The organism is Flavobacterium sp. (assembly GCF_027484945.1).
Taxonomy (GTDB): domain Bacteria; phylum Bacteroidota; class Bacteroidia; order Flavobacteriales; family Flavobacteriaceae; genus Flavobacterium.
This window is the reverse complement of sequence record NZ_JAIXRZ010000020.1, coordinates 13,415-31,675: the sequence shown is the minus strand read 5'-3', so window position 1 is coordinate 31,675 and position 18,261 is coordinate 13,415. Positions and strand designations below refer to the sequence as shown.

15 protein-coding genes are annotated in these 18,261 nt (G+C 38.2%); 11 read left to right on the top strand and 4 right to left on the bottom strand.

Annotated elements, in window-relative coordinates:
- Window positions 1-10: 10 nt before the first annotated feature.
- From Q0039_RS03115 to panC, 4 genes are read right to left on the bottom strand one after another with little or no spacing between them, the layout of a single operon-like run.
- On the bottom strand, window positions 11-1,165 hold the full coding sequence (locus tag Q0039_RS03115) for an alpha/beta hydrolase-fold protein (protein ID WP_297508918.1): 1,155 nt from the start codon (window positions 1,163-1,165) through the stop codon (window positions 11-13).
- A gap of 50 nt (window positions 1,166-1,215) precedes the next feature.
- Window positions 1,216-2,178 carry a lysylphosphatidylglycerol synthase transmembrane domain-containing protein gene (locus Q0039_RS03110; RefSeq protein WP_297508915.1) on the bottom strand — a complete coding sequence of 321 codons (963 nt, stop codon included), beginning with the start codon at window positions 2,176-2,178 and terminating at the stop codon, window positions 1,216-1,218.
- Between the two features lie 6 nt (window positions 2,179-2,184).
- The gene (gene panD, locus Q0039_RS03105) at window positions 2,185-2,535 is read right to left on the bottom strand and encodes an aspartate 1-decarboxylase (RefSeq protein WP_297508912.1); all 351 of its coding nucleotides are present in this window, start codon (window positions 2,533-2,535) and stop codon (window positions 2,185-2,187) included.
- Between the two features lie 15 nt (window positions 2,536-2,550).
- Complete coding sequence (gene panC / locus Q0039_RS03100) at window positions 2,551-3,399, bottom strand: pantoate--beta-alanine ligase (RefSeq protein ID WP_297508909.1); 849 nt, start codon at window positions 3,397-3,399, stop codon at window positions 2,551-2,553.
- 120 nt (window positions 3,400-3,519) lie between these two features.
- On the opposite strand from panC, the gene Q0039_RS03095 reads away from it, so the two are divergent.
- From Q0039_RS03095 to bioA, 11 genes are all read left to right on the top strand, one after another.
- Window positions 3,520-4,323, top strand: coding sequence for a glycogen/starch synthase (locus tag Q0039_RS03095; protein ID WP_297508906.1), 804 nt, complete (start codon window positions 3,520-3,522; stop codon window positions 4,321-4,323).
- Between the two features lie 10 nt (window positions 4,324-4,333).
- On the top strand, window positions 4,334-6,031 hold the full coding sequence (locus tag Q0039_RS03090; protein ID WP_297508903.1) for a DUF4270 domain-containing protein: 1,698 nt from the start codon (window positions 4,334-4,336) through the stop codon (window positions 6,029-6,031).
- 11 nt (window positions 6,032-6,042) lie between these two features.
- On the top strand, window positions 6,043-7,890 hold the full coding sequence (gene glmS / locus Q0039_RS03085) for a glutamine--fructose-6-phosphate transaminase (isomerizing) (RefSeq protein ID WP_297508900.1): 1,848 nt from the start codon (window positions 6,043-6,045) through the stop codon (window positions 7,888-7,890).
- A gap of 49 nt (window positions 7,891-7,939) precedes the next feature.
- Window positions 7,940-8,107 carry a hypothetical protein gene (locus Q0039_RS03080; protein WP_297508897.1) on the top strand — a complete coding sequence of 56 codons (168 nt, stop codon included), beginning with the start codon at window positions 7,940-7,942 and terminating at the stop codon, window positions 8,105-8,107.
- A 248-nt stretch (window positions 8,108-8,355) separates the two neighbouring features.
- Window positions 8,356-11,208, top strand: a complete 2,853-nt coding sequence (locus Q0039_RS03075; RefSeq protein ID WP_297508894.1) for a TonB-dependent receptor — start codon at window positions 8,356-8,358, stop codon at window positions 11,206-11,208.
- A 24-nt stretch (window positions 11,209-11,232) separates the two neighbouring features.
- Complete coding sequence (locus Q0039_RS03070) at window positions 11,233-12,786, top strand: G-D-S-L family lipolytic protein (protein ID WP_297508891.1); 1,554 nt, start codon at window positions 11,233-11,235, stop codon at window positions 12,784-12,786.
- A 222-nt stretch (window positions 12,787-13,008) separates the two neighbouring features.
- On the top strand, window positions 13,009-14,520 hold the full coding sequence (gene atpD / locus Q0039_RS03065) for a F0F1 ATP synthase subunit beta (protein WP_297508888.1): 1,512 nt from the start codon (window positions 13,009-13,011) through the stop codon (window positions 14,518-14,520).
- A gap of 75 nt (window positions 14,521-14,595) precedes the next feature.
- Window positions 14,596-14,877 (top strand): F0F1 ATP synthase subunit epsilon, encoded by a 282-nt coding sequence (locus Q0039_RS03060; RefSeq protein ID WP_297508884.1) that lies wholly within the window; start codon window positions 14,596-14,598, stop codon window positions 14,875-14,877.
- A gap of 133 nt (window positions 14,878-15,010) precedes the next feature.
- Entirely contained in the window at window positions 15,011-16,171 is a 1,161-nt protein-coding gene (locus tag Q0039_RS03055; protein ID WP_297508881.1) for an 8-amino-7-oxononanoate synthase, read from the top strand.
- A gap of 113 nt (window positions 16,172-16,284) precedes the next feature.
- Window positions 16,285-16,905 carry a dethiobiotin synthase gene (gene bioD / locus Q0039_RS03050; protein WP_297508878.1) on the top strand — a complete coding sequence of 207 codons (621 nt, stop codon included), beginning with the start codon at window positions 16,285-16,287 and terminating at the stop codon, window positions 16,903-16,905.
- Window positions 16,906-16,989: 84 nt separating this feature from the next.
- Complete coding sequence (bioA, locus tag Q0039_RS03045) at window positions 16,990-18,261, top strand: adenosylmethionine--8-amino-7-oxononanoate transaminase (protein ID WP_297508874.1); 1,272 nt, start codon at window positions 16,990-16,992, stop codon at window positions 18,259-18,261.

The following is an 18,261-nucleotide window of genomic DNA, read 5'->3' as shown; positions in this document are numbered from 1 at the left end:
TGGTGGAGACTTATTTTTTCTTTACTTGAGGTCCGAGTTCATCCATTTTACCCAATATCATTTCTTTCGTAAGGTCGCCAATTTCCTGAAGTTGGTAAGCGTTTTGATAATGTTTTAATGCCATTCTTAAATCGCCATTGTTTTCATAGAATCGCGCCATATGATAGTCGCTCAACATCGCCTTTGGATAGGTAGTACGCGACAGTTGCGCCAATTGTTCCAGTTCATTGAACGCTTTGTTTTTAATGATAGCCGCTTCAATAGCTTTGAAATCATTCACGCGTATTTTCATTTTCATACCCAAAGCTTTATCGGCTAGTTCATACCGGTTTTTTAAATAATCAACATATCCCGAAGGGAGAGTGACAATTTTTTCTTGAAATTCATTCATTGATATGGGTTGATAGGCGGAAAAAAAGTGATATAAAGCACTCGGAATCGCATAAGGTACAAGCGAATAATGCGAACATCCTTTAAAATCATCATAACGGTAACTGAGGGTAGCACTATTAGCCGCTTTTATATTGGTGTCTAATTGGGCCACTTTATTTTTAATGGTTTTAACATCGCCATCTGCTGAAGCAACATAGTAAAACATATTGTTAGTAAAAGTAGCCAAACGCTCAGCAATATGCGTTTCCATATCCTTTGTCATAACCGGACTCAAGGAAATATAGGCCTTAAAAAGCGGATTGTCTTTGTAGAGGTAAAAATTCATAAATCCAGCGGTTACATCATGACCCGCTACAATTTTGAAAGGGGAGATTCGAAAATTTTTCTGAAGATAAGGGAGTAATTCGCCTCCTAAAAATTCGAAAAATGATTCGCCCATACCTGTAGGTAAGCCGGTGGTTTCATCGGCTTGGCATTCTTCATCCCGTTCTCTATCGTTGCTGTGGTTTAGTCCCACAAGAATAACCTCAGGCAAATCATCCCAATAGTAACCGTATTTTAACGTGCCCAAAAACGGGTCAAACAAGTAGTCGCCGTCAAGCACTAAAAGTAAAGGATAGGTACGTTTTTTATCTTGCTCATACGAAGGGGGTAAAGCGACTGATAAATGGCGGTAGGTATTTAGTTTGCTCGAGAATATACTATCTTTAGTAGTTTGACTCAATCCGTTTAGACTTAGGGCAAGTGCTAAAATCAGAAGTGTTTTTTTCATATTCGTAATCGGGTTGTTTTTTTTGTATTTAACGACCACCAATATACCAATTATTTTCTACTTTGTAGCGGCAAAAGTAGATAGCCAATCAACCCAAGAAAAAGGGTTAGCAAGGTTTGTGAAGTCCACGCCAACCATCCAAATGCTACGCTTGTTTCTTCAGGGATTCCGTATTGTCCAAAAATCAATGCAATCGAAAAAGGGAAGGCACCAATACCTCCATTGGTAAAACCGATGGCCAAACTCCCAAAAATAAAGCCCATAATCACAATGTCAAATCCAATTTTTTCAGTCTCGGGTAAAGCAAAAATAGGAATGTAAAACATGACTAGATAACATAACCAAATGAGCATGGAATGAAAAATATAGCGCCATTTTTTCTCCATATGCCATACACTCAGTATCCCTTCGGTTAAGCCGGACAATTTATGTTTTAATTTTCGAATAATCGACCATTCGGCATAAATCCAAATTAAAAGAAATAAGATTCCACAAAGTACTATCCCGATGCTTGCAAAAGCAATGGTTTTTAGCGATACCTGTTGATCGATTAAAAATTGATGTAATTTATCAAATTGTAACAAAACTCCCAATATCACAAAGAGTAAAAACAGCGCAAGATCGACTATTCGTTCAGCTACAATGGTTCCAAAGGCTTTGTCAAAGGGTACGTTTTCGTATTTTTTAAGTAATGCTGCACGGGTAAATTCACCAGAGCGGGGGATCGTTAAATTTACTAAATAGGAAACACAAACCGCAAGAAAATTGGTGCTTATTTTTGTGGTATAGCCCAAATGTTCAAGGGCAAATTTACAGCGAAAGGCACGAGACCAATGACTTAATAAAGCAACAAGTAACGAAAGAAAAATATAAAAATAGTTGGCGTGTAATAAACTTTTTTCAATGTTGTTGAGTTCATTTTCAGTTAGTGAAGAAAATTGGTAAAAAATAATACCACACCCAATAAGCAACGGTATAAATAAGAGCAGTAAATTTTTAACCGATTTTTTCAAACGCAATTATTTCAATAAATTGGTATTTTCATCGGGGAAAACCAACCAAGGTTTAAATGATTTAGCCTCTTCAAAAGGCATTAAAGCATAGGAAATAATAATGATGATGTCGCCAGCGTGTACTTTACGGGCTGCAGGTCCATTTAGTGTGATTTCACCAGAATTACGACTTCCTTTAATCACATAGGTTTCAAAACGTTCGCCATTGTTAATATTGACAATCGCTACTTTTTCGCCTTCAATTAAATTGGAAGCGTCCATTAAAGCTTCGTCAATAGTGATGCTGCCGATGTAATTCAAATCGGCTCCCGTAACTTTTACACGGTGTATTTTAGATTTAACTACTTGAATTTGCATGGTGCAAAGGTATAATTAATTTAATGAAATTGTGTCAATAAGTCGGACATTGTTTACGATAACAGCAATAAAAGCGCGGTAGGTGTGATCTGCTTTTTTTGATTCAGCACTTTCTAAAGTTGTTTCTTCTGCAATCTCAAAATATTCAAGTTGGAACAACGATTGCTTCTGAAAATCAGCTTCAATAATTGCTTTCAGTTCGGGGATGCTGTGGCTATGAAAAAGGGTTTTGATTTTTTGAAGTGACGCGTAGATAAAACCTGCTTTTTCTCGTGTAATTGGGTCTAAGCGTTCATTTCGCGAACTCATCGCGAGTCCATTCGTTTCTCGGTAAATGGGACAGCCAACGATGGTGATCGGTAACTTTTCTTTTTCAACCAGTTTTTTAATGATCTGTAATTGTTGAAAATCTTTCTCGCCAAAGTAAGCGGTTTGAGGTTGAATGATTTCGAATAATTTTTTTACCACAGTCCCTACACCGTCAAAATGTCCTGGGCGAAATTTACCTTCCATTTGATGCTCCAAACCATCAAATGAGAAAGCAGATGATTCAGGGATTCCATCATAAACATCGTCTACAGTGGGAGTGTAAACAAGAATCGAGTTGGATAAAGATTGAATTTTTTTTAGGTCAGACGCTAAAGTTCTGGGGTATTTAAGTAAATCTTCAGAATTGTTGAATTGCGTTGGATTGACAAAGATGCTAACCACTGTAATCGTATTGTTTTGAATTGCATTTTGCAACAATGAGAGGTGTCCGTCGTGTAAAGCGCCCATCGTTGGTACAAATCCTATTGTTTGATTTGGCGCGTGTAATGTGTCTAAATGTGCCCTAAGGGCTGCTTTTTTATCAAAAACCAACATTAAAATCAATTAAAGTGTAGGGTACAAACTTACTATGTTTAGTTAAAATCTCCATAAAATTTTGTAGTTTTGCATGTTTTTTAAACAACAGTAAAACCAAAACCAATAATTATCAACCCTATGGAAGACAAGAGGATATTATATGTATCATCTGAAGTGGTACCTTATTTGGCTGAAAATGAAGTTTCATTAATGTCGTATGATGTGCCCAAAATGATTAATGATCAAGGGGGTCAGATACGTATTTTTATGCCGCGCTATGGCAATATTAATGAACGCAGACATCAATTGCATGAAGTGATTCGTTTATCGGGAATGAATATGGTTGTCAATGATGTAGATATGCCTCTAATTATAAAAGTAGCGTCTATTCCAAAAGAGCGCATTCAAGTTTACTTTATTGATAATGAGGAATACTTTAAGCGCAAAGCGACTTTTACAGATGAAGAAGGGGTGTTGTATCCAGATAATGATGAGCGCGCGATATTCTTTGCAAAAGGAGTTATTGAAACGGTAAAAAAATTAAATTGGGTTCCCGATATTATTCATGTTCATGGGTGGTTGGCGTCCATGTTGCCGGTGTATATGAAGCATTATTACAAGCATGAAGCATTATTTTCGGAAACCAAAATTGTAACATCGGTCTACAATACTGGTTTTGAAGGTTTGCTCGACGTAAAAGCTCTTGATAAAGTAAAGTTTGATAGTATCCCACACGATGCGGTTAGCCCTTTGGCTGATCCAAATTATGAAAATTGGATGAAAGTGGCGGTAGCTCATTCTGATGCGGTTATTGTTGGTTCAGAAAATTTGGATGAAGGTTTAACAAAAATTATAGAATCATCAGGGAAACCTTTTCTACCTTTCATCCCTAAAGAAGCGTTTGCGCAAGCATATACTGCTTTCTACAAAGAAATGTTATAATTTTGGATTTATGAATTTACGTAAATTAGTGTATTCACTTTTTGTTGTTTTTGCGATGGCACTCGTGTCATGTGATAAAGACTTTTCCAATGTTGGTGGTGAAATTGTTGGTGATGAACACTTTGGTTTGAATAAAACAACCTTTGATGTCGTTGCCTTCAATAAAAGTACTGGAGATGTACAAACCAATGATTTGCCGATCAATTCGCTTGGCTATTATAATAGTCCTGTTTTTGGGAAAACAAAAGCAAGTCTTGTAACACAGCTACAATTAGAAAATAACAATCCAAAATTTTTTGCTCCCGACCTTATTGATTCAGTATATTTACATATTCCTTATTTTGCTCCTGTAACCGATGTAGAGGCTGGAACGGGGGAACCTATTTATCGAATCGATTCATTGTTACCACAATATAAAAAAGACGTGGTTTCACCAAAAATCAAGTTAGGCGTTTATGAGTCGGGTTATTTTATACAAGATTTTGATCCTGCAACCAATCTTCAACAAGCGCAACGCTATTATTCAAGTCAACAAGCTCAATTTGAAGGGGCGCTTGTGAATAGTTCACTTCGATTGAATGACGACAACACGAATGTAAATACGCCTACAACAACAGACTACAGTCAAAACGATCAGTTTGTATTTAGTGCGCAACCCATAAAAATTAAGAAGCCAAGCGGAACGGTTAAAGAAACAATAGCGCCTGGAATTTTCTTAAACTTGAATAAGTCCTTTTTTCAAAATAAAATTTTTAATGCTCCTGCGGGTGTATTTTTAAATAATAATACATTTAAAAATTATTTTAGAGGACTTTATTTTAAAGCTGAAGCGGCAGTAGGCGCTGAAAATCAAGGTGTATTAGCACGGTTAAATACTGCTCGTGGGAAAATTACTATTATTTACAAGGATTATACCAATCAAACGGCTTATGACAATAGTGTTAATGACCCATCAATCAAAAAAGTGAGCAAAAAAATCGTGTTGAATTTGACAGGACGCACGGTCAATTTTTTTGACACCGATTATATAAATCCGGTAACGACACCCAATATGGTTGTTGGCGATGAGCGCATTCAGTTAAAAGGAGGTAAGGGATCTATGGGAGTCATTGATTTGTTTAACCCGACCGATAATATTCAATATAATTCTAGTGGTGCACTCGTAAATACGCCCAACGGAATACCAGATGAATTGGATCAATTGCGCAACCCAAGTGATGGTAAAAAATGGTTAATTAATGAGGCAAATCTGGTGTTTTATATTGATAAAACGGCAATGGCTACTGCTGTTGAACCCAATCGAATACTATTGTATGATTTAGACAATAACCGCCCTGTAATTGATTATTACAATGATCTTTCTACTGCTGTTGAAACTAAATACAATAAGTTTATTCATGGTGGAATTTTAGTTAAAGGGTCGGATAGCCGTGGGGACTATTATAAGGTTCGAATAACGAATCATTTTCGAAATTTGATCACTAAAGATTCAACAAATGTTCGTCTAGGCTTGGTTGTTACCGAAAATATAAATAGTGTGAATCGGGGTTATTTGCAAACGCCTTTTACAATTGGAACCAAACAATATAAATTTTCGCCTGCTATGGCAATTGTGAATCCGTTAGGAACCATTCTTTTTGGGTCAAATCCAAACGTGCCGGATTCAAAGCGAATGAAATTACAAGTTTACTATACCAAACCTGACTAAAAAAATAGATTATGTGTGGAATCGTAGGATATATTGGACATAGAGCAGCTTATCCCATTGTTATTAAGGGATTAAAGCGTCTTGAATATAGAGGATATGACAGTGCGGGCGTTATGCTTTATGACGGCGTTGATTTGAAAGTATCAAAAACAAAAGGTAAGGTTTCTGACCTTGAAGAACGCGCCAACAATGAAATTTCTACCAACGGAACTATCGGAATGGGTCATACCCGTTGGGCGACGCATGGTGTGCCCAATGATGTGAATTCACACCCGCATTTATCCAATTCGGGGAACTTAGCAATTATTCATAACGGTATTATAGAAAACTACGAACCTTTAAAAAAAGAACTAATCAACCGGGGCTATACTTTTAAATCAGATACCGATACTGAAGTATTGGTGAATTTGATTGAAGATGTTCAGAAAAAAGACGGATTGAAGTTAGGCAAAGCTGTTCAAGTTGCACTAAATCAAGTAGTAGGTGCTTATGCGATTTGTGTATTTGATAAAAATAAACCCGATGAAATTGTTGTAGCGCGTTTGGGAAGTCCATTAGCGATTGGAGTGGGTGAAAATGAATATTTTATTGCTTCTGATGCTTCTCCATTTATTGAATACACATCGAATGCTATTTATTTAGAGGATGAAGAAATGGCAATTGTTCGATTGCATAAACCATTGAAAATCCGAAAAATTAAAGACGATTCTTTGGTTGATCCTTATGTTCAAGAATTGCAAATGAATTTGGAGCAAATTGAAAAAGGAGGCTACGATCATTTTATGTTGAAAGAAATCTACGAACAGCCAAATGTAATAAAAGACACCTACCGTGGGCGCTTGCATGCGACCACTGGGTTGATCCAAATGGCTGGGGTTGAAGACAATATCGAAAAGTTCTTGTATGCTGATCGAATTTTAATTATTGCTTGTGGAACCTCTTGGCATGCCGGTTTGGTTGCCGAGTATGTTATCGAGGAATTTGCACGCATACCGGTTGAAGTGGAATACGCATCAGAGTTTCGTTACCGCAATCCAATTATTACCTCTAAAGATGTGGTGATTGCTATTTCACAATCGGGTGAAACCGCAGATACCTTGGCCGCTATTAAATTGGCTAAACAAAAAGGAGCTTTTGTATTTGGAGTATGTAATGTGGTTGGTTCGTCTATTTCGAGAGAAACTAACGGAGGTGCTTATACCCATGCCGGTCCGGAAATTGGAGTAGCATCAACTAAAGCATTTACCACACAAATTACGGTTTTAACCATGATTGCGTTGCGTTTAGCTAAAGCAAAAGGAACACTATCCAATTCAGATTACTTCCGGTACTTACAAGAGTTGGAATTGATTCCTGAAAAAGTTGCCGAAGCCTTGCAAACCAATGCCATTTCAAAAGAAATTGCTGCAATTTATAAAGATGCAAGCAATTGTTTATACCTAGGCCGCGGTTACAATTTCCCCGTTGCTTTAGAAGGGGCATTGAAGTTAAAAGAAATTTCTTATATCCACGCAGAGGGTTATCCAGCGGCAGAAATGAAGCACGGGCCGATCGCTTTAATTGATGAAAAAATGCCAGTCGTTGTAATTGCACCCAAACAAGGGCATTATGATAAGGTAGTGAGTAATATTCAGGAAATTAAATCCCGAAGTGGAAAGATCATTGCAATTGTAACCAAGGGTGATATTCAAGTAAAAGAGTTGGCCGATCACGTTATCGAAATACCCGAAACTTCCGATGCATTATCTCCATTAATTACCACGATTCCTTTGCAATTGCTGTCGTATCATATTGCGGTTATGCGCGGATGTAATGTGGATCAGCCTCGAAATCTGGCAAAATCAGTTACGGTGGAGTAACGGCTTTATTCGTTCTCTTTGGAAATAGATAATCACTAATTTTGAGTAAATGAAAAAAGTTTATTTTCTATTTCCCATAATCCTTGCTGTGGTTGGGGCCTTGGCTTTAATTGGCGGCGAGTTGGATGATTCGCCAGGATTAGGCGGAATTGGTCTTATTTTGATAGGGATTTCGTGCTATTTCAACTTTAAGATTTGTAGCAAAAACAATCGATGATTTAACATAAAATCAGCCCTATAATACTGAGCAACAAAGTGCATTTTATATAGGCTACTGTCAAATAAACACAAAATGCAGGACATAAGTCTTGCATTTTTTTTGCTAAGGGGATTCGAATAATTTACTCAAAAGACACAAATATTTAATTCGTATAATGGCCTTGTTAATGAAAAATTAAGGTTCTTTAAATAATATTTTGAAAAATAGTTGTATTTTGCCCTCATAAACCAACAAATTACTATCAAATGAAGATTTATCATCTTTTTGTTACTTTGTTGTTTTGTGCAGTGAGTATGGCACAATCAACAATTTCAGGTACGGTTAAAGACAATAAAAACCAACCTGTTCCCGGTGCCAACGTTAAGGTTGCCGGCGAGTCTGCAGGAACAATTTCTGATGTTGACGGAAAGTTTACATTGAAAGTTTCTAAAACTCCACCCTTTTCATTAGAAATTTCCAGTATTGGATTTGCTTCACAAAAAGTAGCGATTACTTCAGCTTCACAAAAAGTTGAGGTGGTGTTACAAAGTGAAGATACCCGACTGGATGAAATCGTAGTTTCGGCTTCACGTACGCCAGAGCGAATCAAAGAATCGCCTGTTACGATTGAACGTATGACGATTAAGGACATTAAAAAATCGGCTTCTCCATCGTATTATGATGGTTTGGAAAACTTGAAGGAGGTGCATATGAACACTAGTAGTATGTCGTTTAAGTCGATTAACACTCGTGGTTTTGCAACCGTTGCAAATACCCGTTTTATGCAATTAGTTGACGGAATGGATAACTCTTCACCTTTATTGAACTTTGTTTTAGGAAACTTAATTGGTATTTCTGAAATTGATGTTCAAAGTGTTGAGTTGCTACCAGGTGCTTCTTCGGCTTTGTATGGAGCTAACGCATTCAACGGTATTTTATTTATGAACAGTAAAAGTCCGTTTACAAGTCAAGGAATTTCTGCCTATGTGAAATATGGTCAAACTAGTCAAAAAGCGGCAGGATCTAGAGATTATGCGGATTATGGCGTTCGTGTTGCTCATGCATTTTCAAAACATTTTGCAGCAAAAGCGAATTTTTCTTTTATGAAAGGAACCGATTGGTTTGCTACCGATTACAGAGATAAAGACCTTGTAAATAACGTAGGTTTGGATCGTTCGTTCCACAATTATAATGGTATAAATGTTTACGGGGATGAGGCTTCGACCAATCTTCGAGGAGTTGCCACAGGAATGTTGAATGCGGGTGTAATTACTCCGACACAATTTACTGCTTTTCAACAAATTTTACCAAATTACAATGTGAGCCGTACAGGTTATAACGAAGTAGATTTGACTGATAATCGTGTAAAAAATGCAAAAGTAGATTTCTCATTGCATTTAAAGCCATGGGCTAATGACAACGAAATTATTTGGCAAAGTAAATTCGGTTTTGGAAATACAGTATATCAAGGAGCTAACCGATACTATTTGAATGGGTTTTTTATGCAACAGCATAAGTTAGAATTTAAAGGTAAAAACTTTTTCATCCGTGGCTATTTCACCACTGAAGATGGAGGAAATTCTTATGATATGCTTTTTACCGGTTTAAATGTTAACCGTCAATGGAAATCAGACGCTACATGGTTTGGTCAGTATGCGGGAGCTTATGTTCAATCGACATTGGCTGGTGCTACGCCTGCTCAAGCTCATGCTGCTGCTCGTAATGTTGCCGACACTGGACGTTTAATCCCAGGAACTCCTGAGTTTAAAGCGGCTTTCAACCGCGTGATTTCCGATTCAGACGTATTGACAGGTTCTAAATTAGTTGACGACTCCAAACTGTACCATTCGGATGCAAACTATAATTTTAAAGACTTGATTAAGTTTGCTGAAATTCAAGTAGGGGGTTCTTTCCGTATGTATGAATTAAACTCTTTAGGACGTATTTATACCGATAAAGGAAGTGACATTTTATACAGAGAACACGGTTTGTATACCCAAGTTCAGAAAAAATTCATGGAAGACCGTTTGAAATTTACCGGTTCAGTCCGATTTGATAAATCGCAAAACTTTGATGGAAACTTTTCTCCACGTTTATCTATGGTATATTCTGCGGGTGAACAGAAAAATCATAACTTCCGAGGTTCATTCCAAACCGGTTTCCGTAACCCAACTACACAAGATCAATACATCGGATTCAATGTAGGAAGTGCAGTTCTTTTAGGATCTGCTCCCGACAACTTGATTCGTTTTACAGAAACGTTGCCGGTAACCTCAACTTCAGGTCAAGCAATTGTAGGCGGTACATCAACCACTATTAATGGTAACAATGCTTATTATAATTCATATACTGCTGAATCGGCATCGCAATTTGCGGCATTAGCAGGTACCGATCCAATTGCAGCTGCAGCTTTATTGCGTAAAGCGAATGCCAATTTAGTGAAACCGGAAACTGTAAAAGCCTTTGAATTAGGTTACCGTGGTCAGATTAAGAATTTATCTTACGACTTAACGGGGTATTACAATATCTATAATGACTTTATTGGGAATTTAAATGTTGTTGCTCCATTGTATGGTACAGCTCAAGATTCACCAAACATTTTGGGTGGACCAACCGATACCGGTGCACAATCTGTAGATGCATTAGCAACAGGAAATACCCGTGTATTCCAATTATATACAAATACCGATGTTGAGGTACGTTCATTAGGGTTTGGCGCAGGTTTGAACTATAGATTGCCTAAAAACTTTGAATTATCTGCAAACTATAATTATGCACAGTTTGAATTTGATCAAGGGAAAGATCCAGGTTTTGAAGCCGGCTTCAATACACCTAAACACCGCGTAAAAGCAAGTATCAGTAATGATAAATTAATTGGAAACTTAGGTTTCAATCTTAGTGCAAGATGGAATACAGGATACCGTTGGGAATCAACGTTTGTAGATGGATATATCAATGAGGCAACCGTAATTGATGCACAAATTAATTACGCGTTACCAAAATTGAAGGCAATCATTAAATTAGGCGCTACTAATATTGGAGGAAATGAATACCAACAAGTATTAGGTGCCGGGATGATCGGAAGTCAGTATTTCGCCTCATTAACTCTTAACCCTTAATTTCTAACTCAAACATCTTTTCTCATGATAAAGAATTATAAATGGCTATTCTTGGTTGCTCTTGCATTCACAGCCTGTAACAATGATGATGATGTTGTTGCCGATCCAAACTCGGTTGACGGTAAGCCACTTACCGCTGGAACAGCAGATTTTACAAAATATGTGGCCTTAGGAAATTCGCTTACTGCTGGTTTTTCTGATAACGCTTTGTTTATTGAAGGACAAAAAGGTTCCTATCCGAATCTGTTAGCGCAAAAGTTTGCGTTAGTCGGTGGTGGCGAGTTTAAAATCCCTTATATGAATGATAATGTAGGTGGATTGTTATTAGGTGGTAATCAGATTCAAGGAACGCGTTTGTTTTTTAATGGAACAGGTCCGGTAAATGTTCCGGGTACACCTTCTACAGAAATCACGAATGTTTTGTCAGGACCGTTTAATAATATGGGTATTCCAGGTGCAAAAAGTTTTCACTTAGTTGCCAATGGTTATGGAAGTGCTGCCGGTGTTTTATCCGGTCAAGCAAATCCTTACTATGTTCGTTTTGCTAGTAACTCAACTGCAAATGTATTGGCTGATGCCGTTGCTCAAAACCCAACTTTTTTCTCTTTGTGGATAGGAAATAATGATGTTTTATCGTATGCTACTTCAGGAGGTACGGGTGTTAACCAACTGGGTAATTTAAATCCGGCTTCATATGGTGGAAATGATATCACTGATCCTAATGTGTTTAGTAATGTATTTAATACATTAGTGAATGGCTTAACGGCTAATGGGGCCAAAGGGGTTGTTGGAAATATTCCTGATGTAACTTCTGCACCTTTCTTTACTACCGTACCTACAAATCCGATTCCAGGATTGCCTGCAGCAAGCGCAGGTCAGTTAAACACCTTGTTTGGTGCAGTTAATCAAATTTGTGCAGCTACAGGTCAGCCCGCAAGATTCCAAACCCTAGTTGCTGATGATGGAAATGCATCGACTACTGAAGCTAATCCATTGTTAATTGCTGACGAATCTTTAGCTGATTTATCAGGTCCTATAACAAGTGCTTTGACACCAGTTTTAGGTCCAACTACAGCAACATTTGTAGGTAATTTATACGGAAGAACTCGCCATGCAAGCAATGCTGCAGCATCACGTGATTATATTTTATTGTCTGCTCGTGCTGTGATTGGTTCTACAACAGCGAGTGCTCCTGCACCTTTTAATACCGTAGGTGTTTCATTTCCAATGCAAGACAACACAACACTAACAGCAACAGAAACAGCCGAAGTAAAAACAGCAACAACTGCTTTTAATGCTTCAATTGCTTCAATTGCATCGGCTAAAGGATTGGCATTAGTTGATGCGAATTCAATTTTAAATCAAGTTGCCAACGGTGGAATCACTAAGGACGGATTTAAAGTTACCTCAATATATGTTACTGGTGGTGGTTTCTCTTTAGATGGTATTCATCCAAGCCCAAGAGGATATGGTTTGATTACTAACGAATTTTTGAAGTCAATCAATGCAACCTATGGATCTAACTTTAAAGGGTACAACTTCGGTGATTTCCGAATTTTATATCCTGCAAGTTTATAAGTTAGTGAATCCAAGCTATACTAAACCACCGTTTTTACGGTGGTTTTTTTGTTTTTATAGTGTATTGTTGGTGGTTTGTGGAATATGATTTGAAAAAATCAAAAAAGGCTTAAAAAAATCACTTTTTACTATTGATTTTATATTTTGAAAATGTATCTTTGCACTCGAAAAAAAACCGACTTTTTTTCAAATTTAATTCGCTATTCTATAAATACATAAGTAATGTCAAACGCAGTAGGAAAAGTTTCACAGATCATCGGTCCGGTTGTTGACGTGGTGTTCAATACTAAAGAGCATGAGTTACCAAGAATTTACGACTCATTAGAGATTGTAAAACAAGACGGTACGAAGTTAATCCTTGAAGTTCAGTCACATATCGGAGAAGATTCGGTACGTACAATCTCGATGGATTCTACCGACGGATTGAGCAGAGGAACTGCAGTACAAGCAACAGGAGCTCCAATTCAAATGCCCATTGGTTCAGATATCTACGGACGTCTTTTCAATGTAGTAGGGGATGCTATCGATGGTTTGGGTGATTTACCAAAAGAAGGCGCAAACGGGATGCCAATTCACAAAGCAGCTCCTAAGTTTGACGAGCTTTCAACAGCTACAGAAGTATTGTTTACTGGAATTAAAGTAATCGATTTGATTGAACCTTACGCAAAAGGAGGTAAAATTGGATTGTTCGGTGGTGCAGGTGTAGGTAAAACCGTATTGATTCAAGAATTGATTAACAACATTGCAAAAGGTCATGGTGGTCTTTCTGTATTTGCAGGAGTAGGTGAGCGTACCCGTGAAGGAAACGACTTGTTGCGCGAGATGTTGGAGTCGGGAATTATTAAATATGGAGACGATTTCATGCACTCTATGGAACATGGAGGATGGGATCTGTCTAAAGTAGATAAAGCTGGGATGCGTGATTCAAAAGCAACCTTCGTATTCGGTCAGATGAACGAACCACCAGGAGCTCGCGCACGTGTAGCGTTGTCTGGACTTTCTATTGCTGAATATTTCCGTGATGGAGCAGGTTCTGACCAAGGGAAAGACGTATTGTTCTTCGTAGATAACATCTTCCGTTTTACTCAAGCGGGTTCTGAGGTGTCTGCGTTATTAGGACGTATGCCTTCTGCGGTAGGTTATCAGCCCACTTTAGCAACAGAGATGGGGGTAATGCAAGAACGTATTACTTCTACTAAGAAAGGTTCGATTACTTCGGTACAAGCGGTTTATGTACCTGCCGATGACTTAACAGACCCAGCGCCAGCAACGACGTTTGCTCACTTGGATGCAACCACAGTATTGTCTCGTAAAATTGCTGAGTTAGGGATCTATCCTGCGGTTGACCCTCTAGATTCAACTTCACGTATTTTAACTCCGTTAATTTTAGGAGATGAGCATTATAACTGTGCACAACGCGTGAAAGAAATTCTACAAAAATATAAACAATTGCAAGACATTATCGCCATCTTAGGTATGGAAGAGTTGTCTGAAGAAGATAAATTAGCGGTGTCACGCGCGCGTCGTGTACAACGTTTCTTGTCGCAACCTTTCCACGTTGCTGAACAGTTTACAGGTATTCCTGGGGTGTTGGTTGATATCAAAGATACTATCAAAGGATTTAACATGATTATTGATGGTGAGTTGGATCACTTACCCGAAGCTGCTTTCAACTTGAAGGGAACTATCGAGGATGTGATTGAAGCGGGTCAAAAAATGTTAGCAGAAGCATAATTGAGTAACCAGTGCACAGTCGCAGTTAACAGTACTGTACTATTCACTAATTACTAATCACTAATCACTCAAGTTATGATTTTAGAAATAGTATCACCCGAGGCTACGTTGTTTAAAGGAGAAGTTACAGCAGTAACGCTTCCTGGTGTTGAAGGGTCATTTCAACTTTTAAATAACCACGCTCCAATAGTTTCAATTTTAAAAGACGGTGCCGTTAAAATTACCGCTTCATCTTTTCATTTTGATGAATCTGTAAAAAGTCGTTTTACCAAAATTAACGACCAAAACTACAGTATCGCCATCAACTCCGGAACGATTGAAATGAAAGATAATAAAGTTATTGTTTTGGCCGATTAATGCCGTCCAATTATACGATATAAAACCCGATACAATTCTGTGTCGGGTTTTTTTATAGGAGATTTGTAAGTGTTATTTTTATGTCCCAATTACTGTTTAATGGCTTACTCTATAAAACCTGTATATTTGAATTATGAAGTTGCCGCAAAAATTACAACAAAAATTACATTTCCGACAAGAAAATCAAGCGTTACGCCATTTGCCTTCCTATGGTCAAGAGGTTGATTTTTCTTCGAATGATTACCTTGGGTTTGCACAAAATAGTTCTCTTTTTGATGCCGTTCACGACTTATTGATCGCTCGTAACCTAAAAAAAAATGGGGCAACGGGTTCGCGCTTAATTTCAGGAAATTATCCGCTTTATACTGAAACCGAAGCATGTATCGCAGCATTTCATCAAACTGAATCCGCGTTGCTTTTTAACTCAGGTTATGATGCTAATGTTGGGTTTTTTAGTGCGGTTCCCCAACGAGGCGATGTTATTTTGTATGATGAAAACTGCCACGCTTCTATCCGCGACGGTTTGCAATTGAGTTTGGCCAAGTCCTTTAAGTTCGATCATAATGACCCCGGTGCTTTACAGCGGCTTTTGGAAAAATGGAATTTAGCACGTCAAAAAGAAAATTACTTTGAGATTTACGTTGTTCTAGAATCCGTTTATTCTATGGATGGCGATACTCCACCTCTAGAGGCCATGGTCAAGTTATGTGAGCGCAATCAAGCCTATTTAGTTGTCGATGAGGCCCACGCCTTAGGTGTTATGGGCGACTATGGAGAAGGCGTTGCTCAGTATTTGCAATTGCATTCACGCATTTTTGCTCGAATTGTGACCTTTGGTAAAGGATTAGGTTGTCATGGAGCTGCAGTTTTGGGGAGTCGTGACTTGCAGTCGTATTTAGTTAATTACGCCCGAAGTTTTATTTATACTACCGGTTTGTCACCTCACTCGGTGGCTACCATTTATATGGGTTATCAATTTTTGCAACAAGAGAAAAAAACAGTGACGGCTTTACAATCGCGTATTGTACACATGAATCAAGAAATAAAGCGACTCGGACTCCAGCCTATTTTTGTGTATTCTAAATCGGCGATTCATTGCGTAATTATTCCGGGAAATGAAAATGTGCGCCAATTAGCACAGTCATTACAAGCTACAGGTTTTGAGGTTAAACCCATACTTTCGCCAACGATTCCCGAAGGGCAAGAACGCATTCGTTTTTGCTTACATGCCAACACCCCTTTGGAAGCAATAACTGCAGTTTTGGAGCAGTTGACAAGCCTTTTATTTCGATAGGAATATTCCTTCGAATTATCTAGTCTCAAAGAATTTCTTTAAATAATAAGCTTTCGTTAAAATAGGATGGTAAATTCAGCCGACTTCCCGAAATTTGTCAAAAAATTGTATCCATGAAATTATTTATTACAGGAATAGGTACCGATGTAGGAAAGACGGTTGCTGCTGCTATTGTTACAGAAGCCCTTGAAGCCGATTATTGGAAGCCAATTCAAGCCGGTGATTTGGAAGATAGCGATACACACAAAGTACAACGCAGGGTGTCGAATACCAAAACCCAATTCCACCCGAATGCCTTTGCTTTACATACCCCTGCGAGTCCACATTATGCAGCACAAATAGACGGTGTTTCAATTGAATTAGCACAAATTCATGAACCTCAAACCGATAATCATTTGGTAATTGAAGGTGCTGGAGGCGTATTTGTACCAATTAATACCTCCGATTGTGTAATCGACTTGATTCGTGCAGATTATCAAGTAATTGTAGTGTCGCGTCATTATTTGGGAAGTATTAACCATACCTTATTAACTGTAGAAGCATTGCAAGCGCGTCATTTAAATATTGCCGGAATTATTTTTTCTGGAGATGAAAATCCTTCAACAGAATCAATAATTTTACATAAAACTGCCGTTCCATTTTTAGGACGAATTAATAATGAACCCTATTTTGATGCCAATGTAGTGCGCGATTACGCCGAGCAATTCCGTGATACGTTATTGCAATTAGAATAATAAGTAAAAAAATAAGAAGCTAGAAAAAAGAGTTCATACGTTTAGGTCTTTTCTCTATTCTCTTTATTCTTTTCTCTAAAATATATGAATTTATCTGAAAAAGACCAGTTATACAATTGGCATCCGTATACACAACACCAAACGATTGGGTTACTGCCTGCCATTGTAAAAGGTCAGGGAGCTTTGTTGTGGGACGAAGAAGGCAATGAATATATTGATGCCATTGCGTCGTGGTGGGTAAATCCTTATGGGCATTCCAATTCGGTAATGGCGGAGGCGATTTACAAGCAATTAACTACACTCGAACATGTATTGTTTGGTGGGTTTACCAATGAACCAGCGGTAGTTTTATCGGAGAAGTTGCTGACTTTATTACCCTCTAACCAAAAAAAAGTTTTTTATTCTGATAACGGATCGACTGCAGTCGAAGTGGCGCTTAAAGCAGCTTTGCAGTTTTTTTATAATAAAAAGGAAGTTCGCCGCCGTATTTTGGCTTTTAACGATGCCTTTCACGGCGATACTTTTGGTGCAATGGCATCGAGCGGGATAACTTTTTTTACGGAAGCCTTTCAGGGGTCACTAGTTGATGTATGCCGAATACCGGTTCCGGTTGAAGGTCAAGAACTCCATGTCTTACAGGTGTTGGAAGAACAGTTACAGACCGGTGAATTTGCTGCATTTATCTTCGAACCCTTATGTCAAGGTGCCGCAGGGATGGTGATGTATTCTCCCGAAGTTTTAGACAAAATGATTTTGTTATGCCGTACATATGGGGTATTCACTATAGCCGATGAAGTGATGACCGGTTTTGGAAAGACCGGAAAAAACTTTGCTTGTGATCATTTAACGGAACAACCCGATATGATGTGTTTTTCAAAAGCGTTAACGGGGGGAACTATTCCAATGGCGATTACCACATTTACCCAGCAACTATTCAATGGGTTTTTAGATGCCGATGTCAATAAAGCTTTGTTTCATGGGCATACCTTTACTGCAAATCCAACGGGTTGTGCAGCTGCTTTGGCGAGTCTTAAATTATTGGAGTCAGAACCGATACAAGCCAACATTCAACATATTCATCAACGCCATTTGGCTTTTTCCGATAGGATAAAAAACCATCCACGTGTTCAAACTACGCGCGTTTTAGGGGTTATTTTTGCGCTGGAGATTTGTCGGGAGGAGCAGGAAAGTTATTATGGTGACTTCCGCAACCGACTCTATCACTTTTTCATTAAAAACGGGGTGATATTGCGTCCCGTTGGAAATATTGTATATATTTTACCACCCTATATTATTACCGACGAACAGTTGGAAAAAGTGTATGCTATTGTTGAGCGCGCGTTGGAAATAAACTAA

Bases quoted from the DNA above. Each gene is read 5' to 3' on its own strand.
- Q0039_RS03115 (WP_297508918.1), bottom strand. From the start codon at position 1,165: ATGAAAAAAACACTTCTGATTTTAGCACTTGCCCTAAGTCTAAACGGA.
- panD (WP_297508912.1), bottom strand. From the start codon at position 2,535: ATGCAAATTCAAGTAGTTAAATCTAAAATACACCGTGTAAAAGTTACG.
- panC (WP_297508909.1), bottom strand. From the start codon at position 3,399: ATGTTGGTTTTTGATAAAAAAGCAGCCCTTAGGGCACATTTAGACACA.
- Q0039_RS03095 (WP_297508906.1), top strand. From the start codon at position 3,520: ATGGAAGACAAGAGGATATTATATGTATCATCTGAAGTGGTACCTTAT.
- Q0039_RS03090 (WP_297508903.1), top strand. From the start codon at position 4,334: ATGAATTTACGTAAATTAGTGTATTCACTTTTTGTTGTTTTTGCGATG.
- glmS (WP_297508900.1), top strand. From the start codon at position 6,043: ATGTGTGGAATCGTAGGATATATTGGACATAGAGCAGCTTATCCCATT.
- Q0039_RS03080 (WP_297508897.1), top strand. From the start codon at position 7,940: ATGAAAAAAGTTTATTTTCTATTTCCCATAATCCTTGCTGTGGTTGGG.
- Q0039_RS03075 (WP_297508894.1), top strand. From the start codon at position 8,356: ATGAAGATTTATCATCTTTTTGTTACTTTGTTGTTTTGTGCAGTGAGT.
- Q0039_RS03070 (WP_297508891.1), top strand. From the start codon at position 11,233: ATGATAAAGAATTATAAATGGCTATTCTTGGTTGCTCTTGCATTCACA.
- atpD (WP_297508888.1), top strand. From the start codon at position 13,009: ATGTCAAACGCAGTAGGAAAAGTTTCACAGATCATCGGTCCGGTTGTT.
- Q0039_RS03060 (WP_297508884.1), top strand. From the start codon at position 14,596: ATGATTTTAGAAATAGTATCACCCGAGGCTACGTTGTTTAAAGGAGAA.
- Q0039_RS03055 (WP_297508881.1), top strand. From the start codon at position 15,011: ATGAAGTTGCCGCAAAAATTACAACAAAAATTACATTTCCGACAAGAA.
- bioD (WP_297508878.1), top strand. From the start codon at position 16,285: ATGAAATTATTTATTACAGGAATAGGTACCGATGTAGGAAAGACGGTT.
- bioA (WP_297508874.1), top strand. From the start codon at position 16,990: ATGAATTTATCTGAAAAAGACCAGTTATACAATTGGCATCCGTATACA.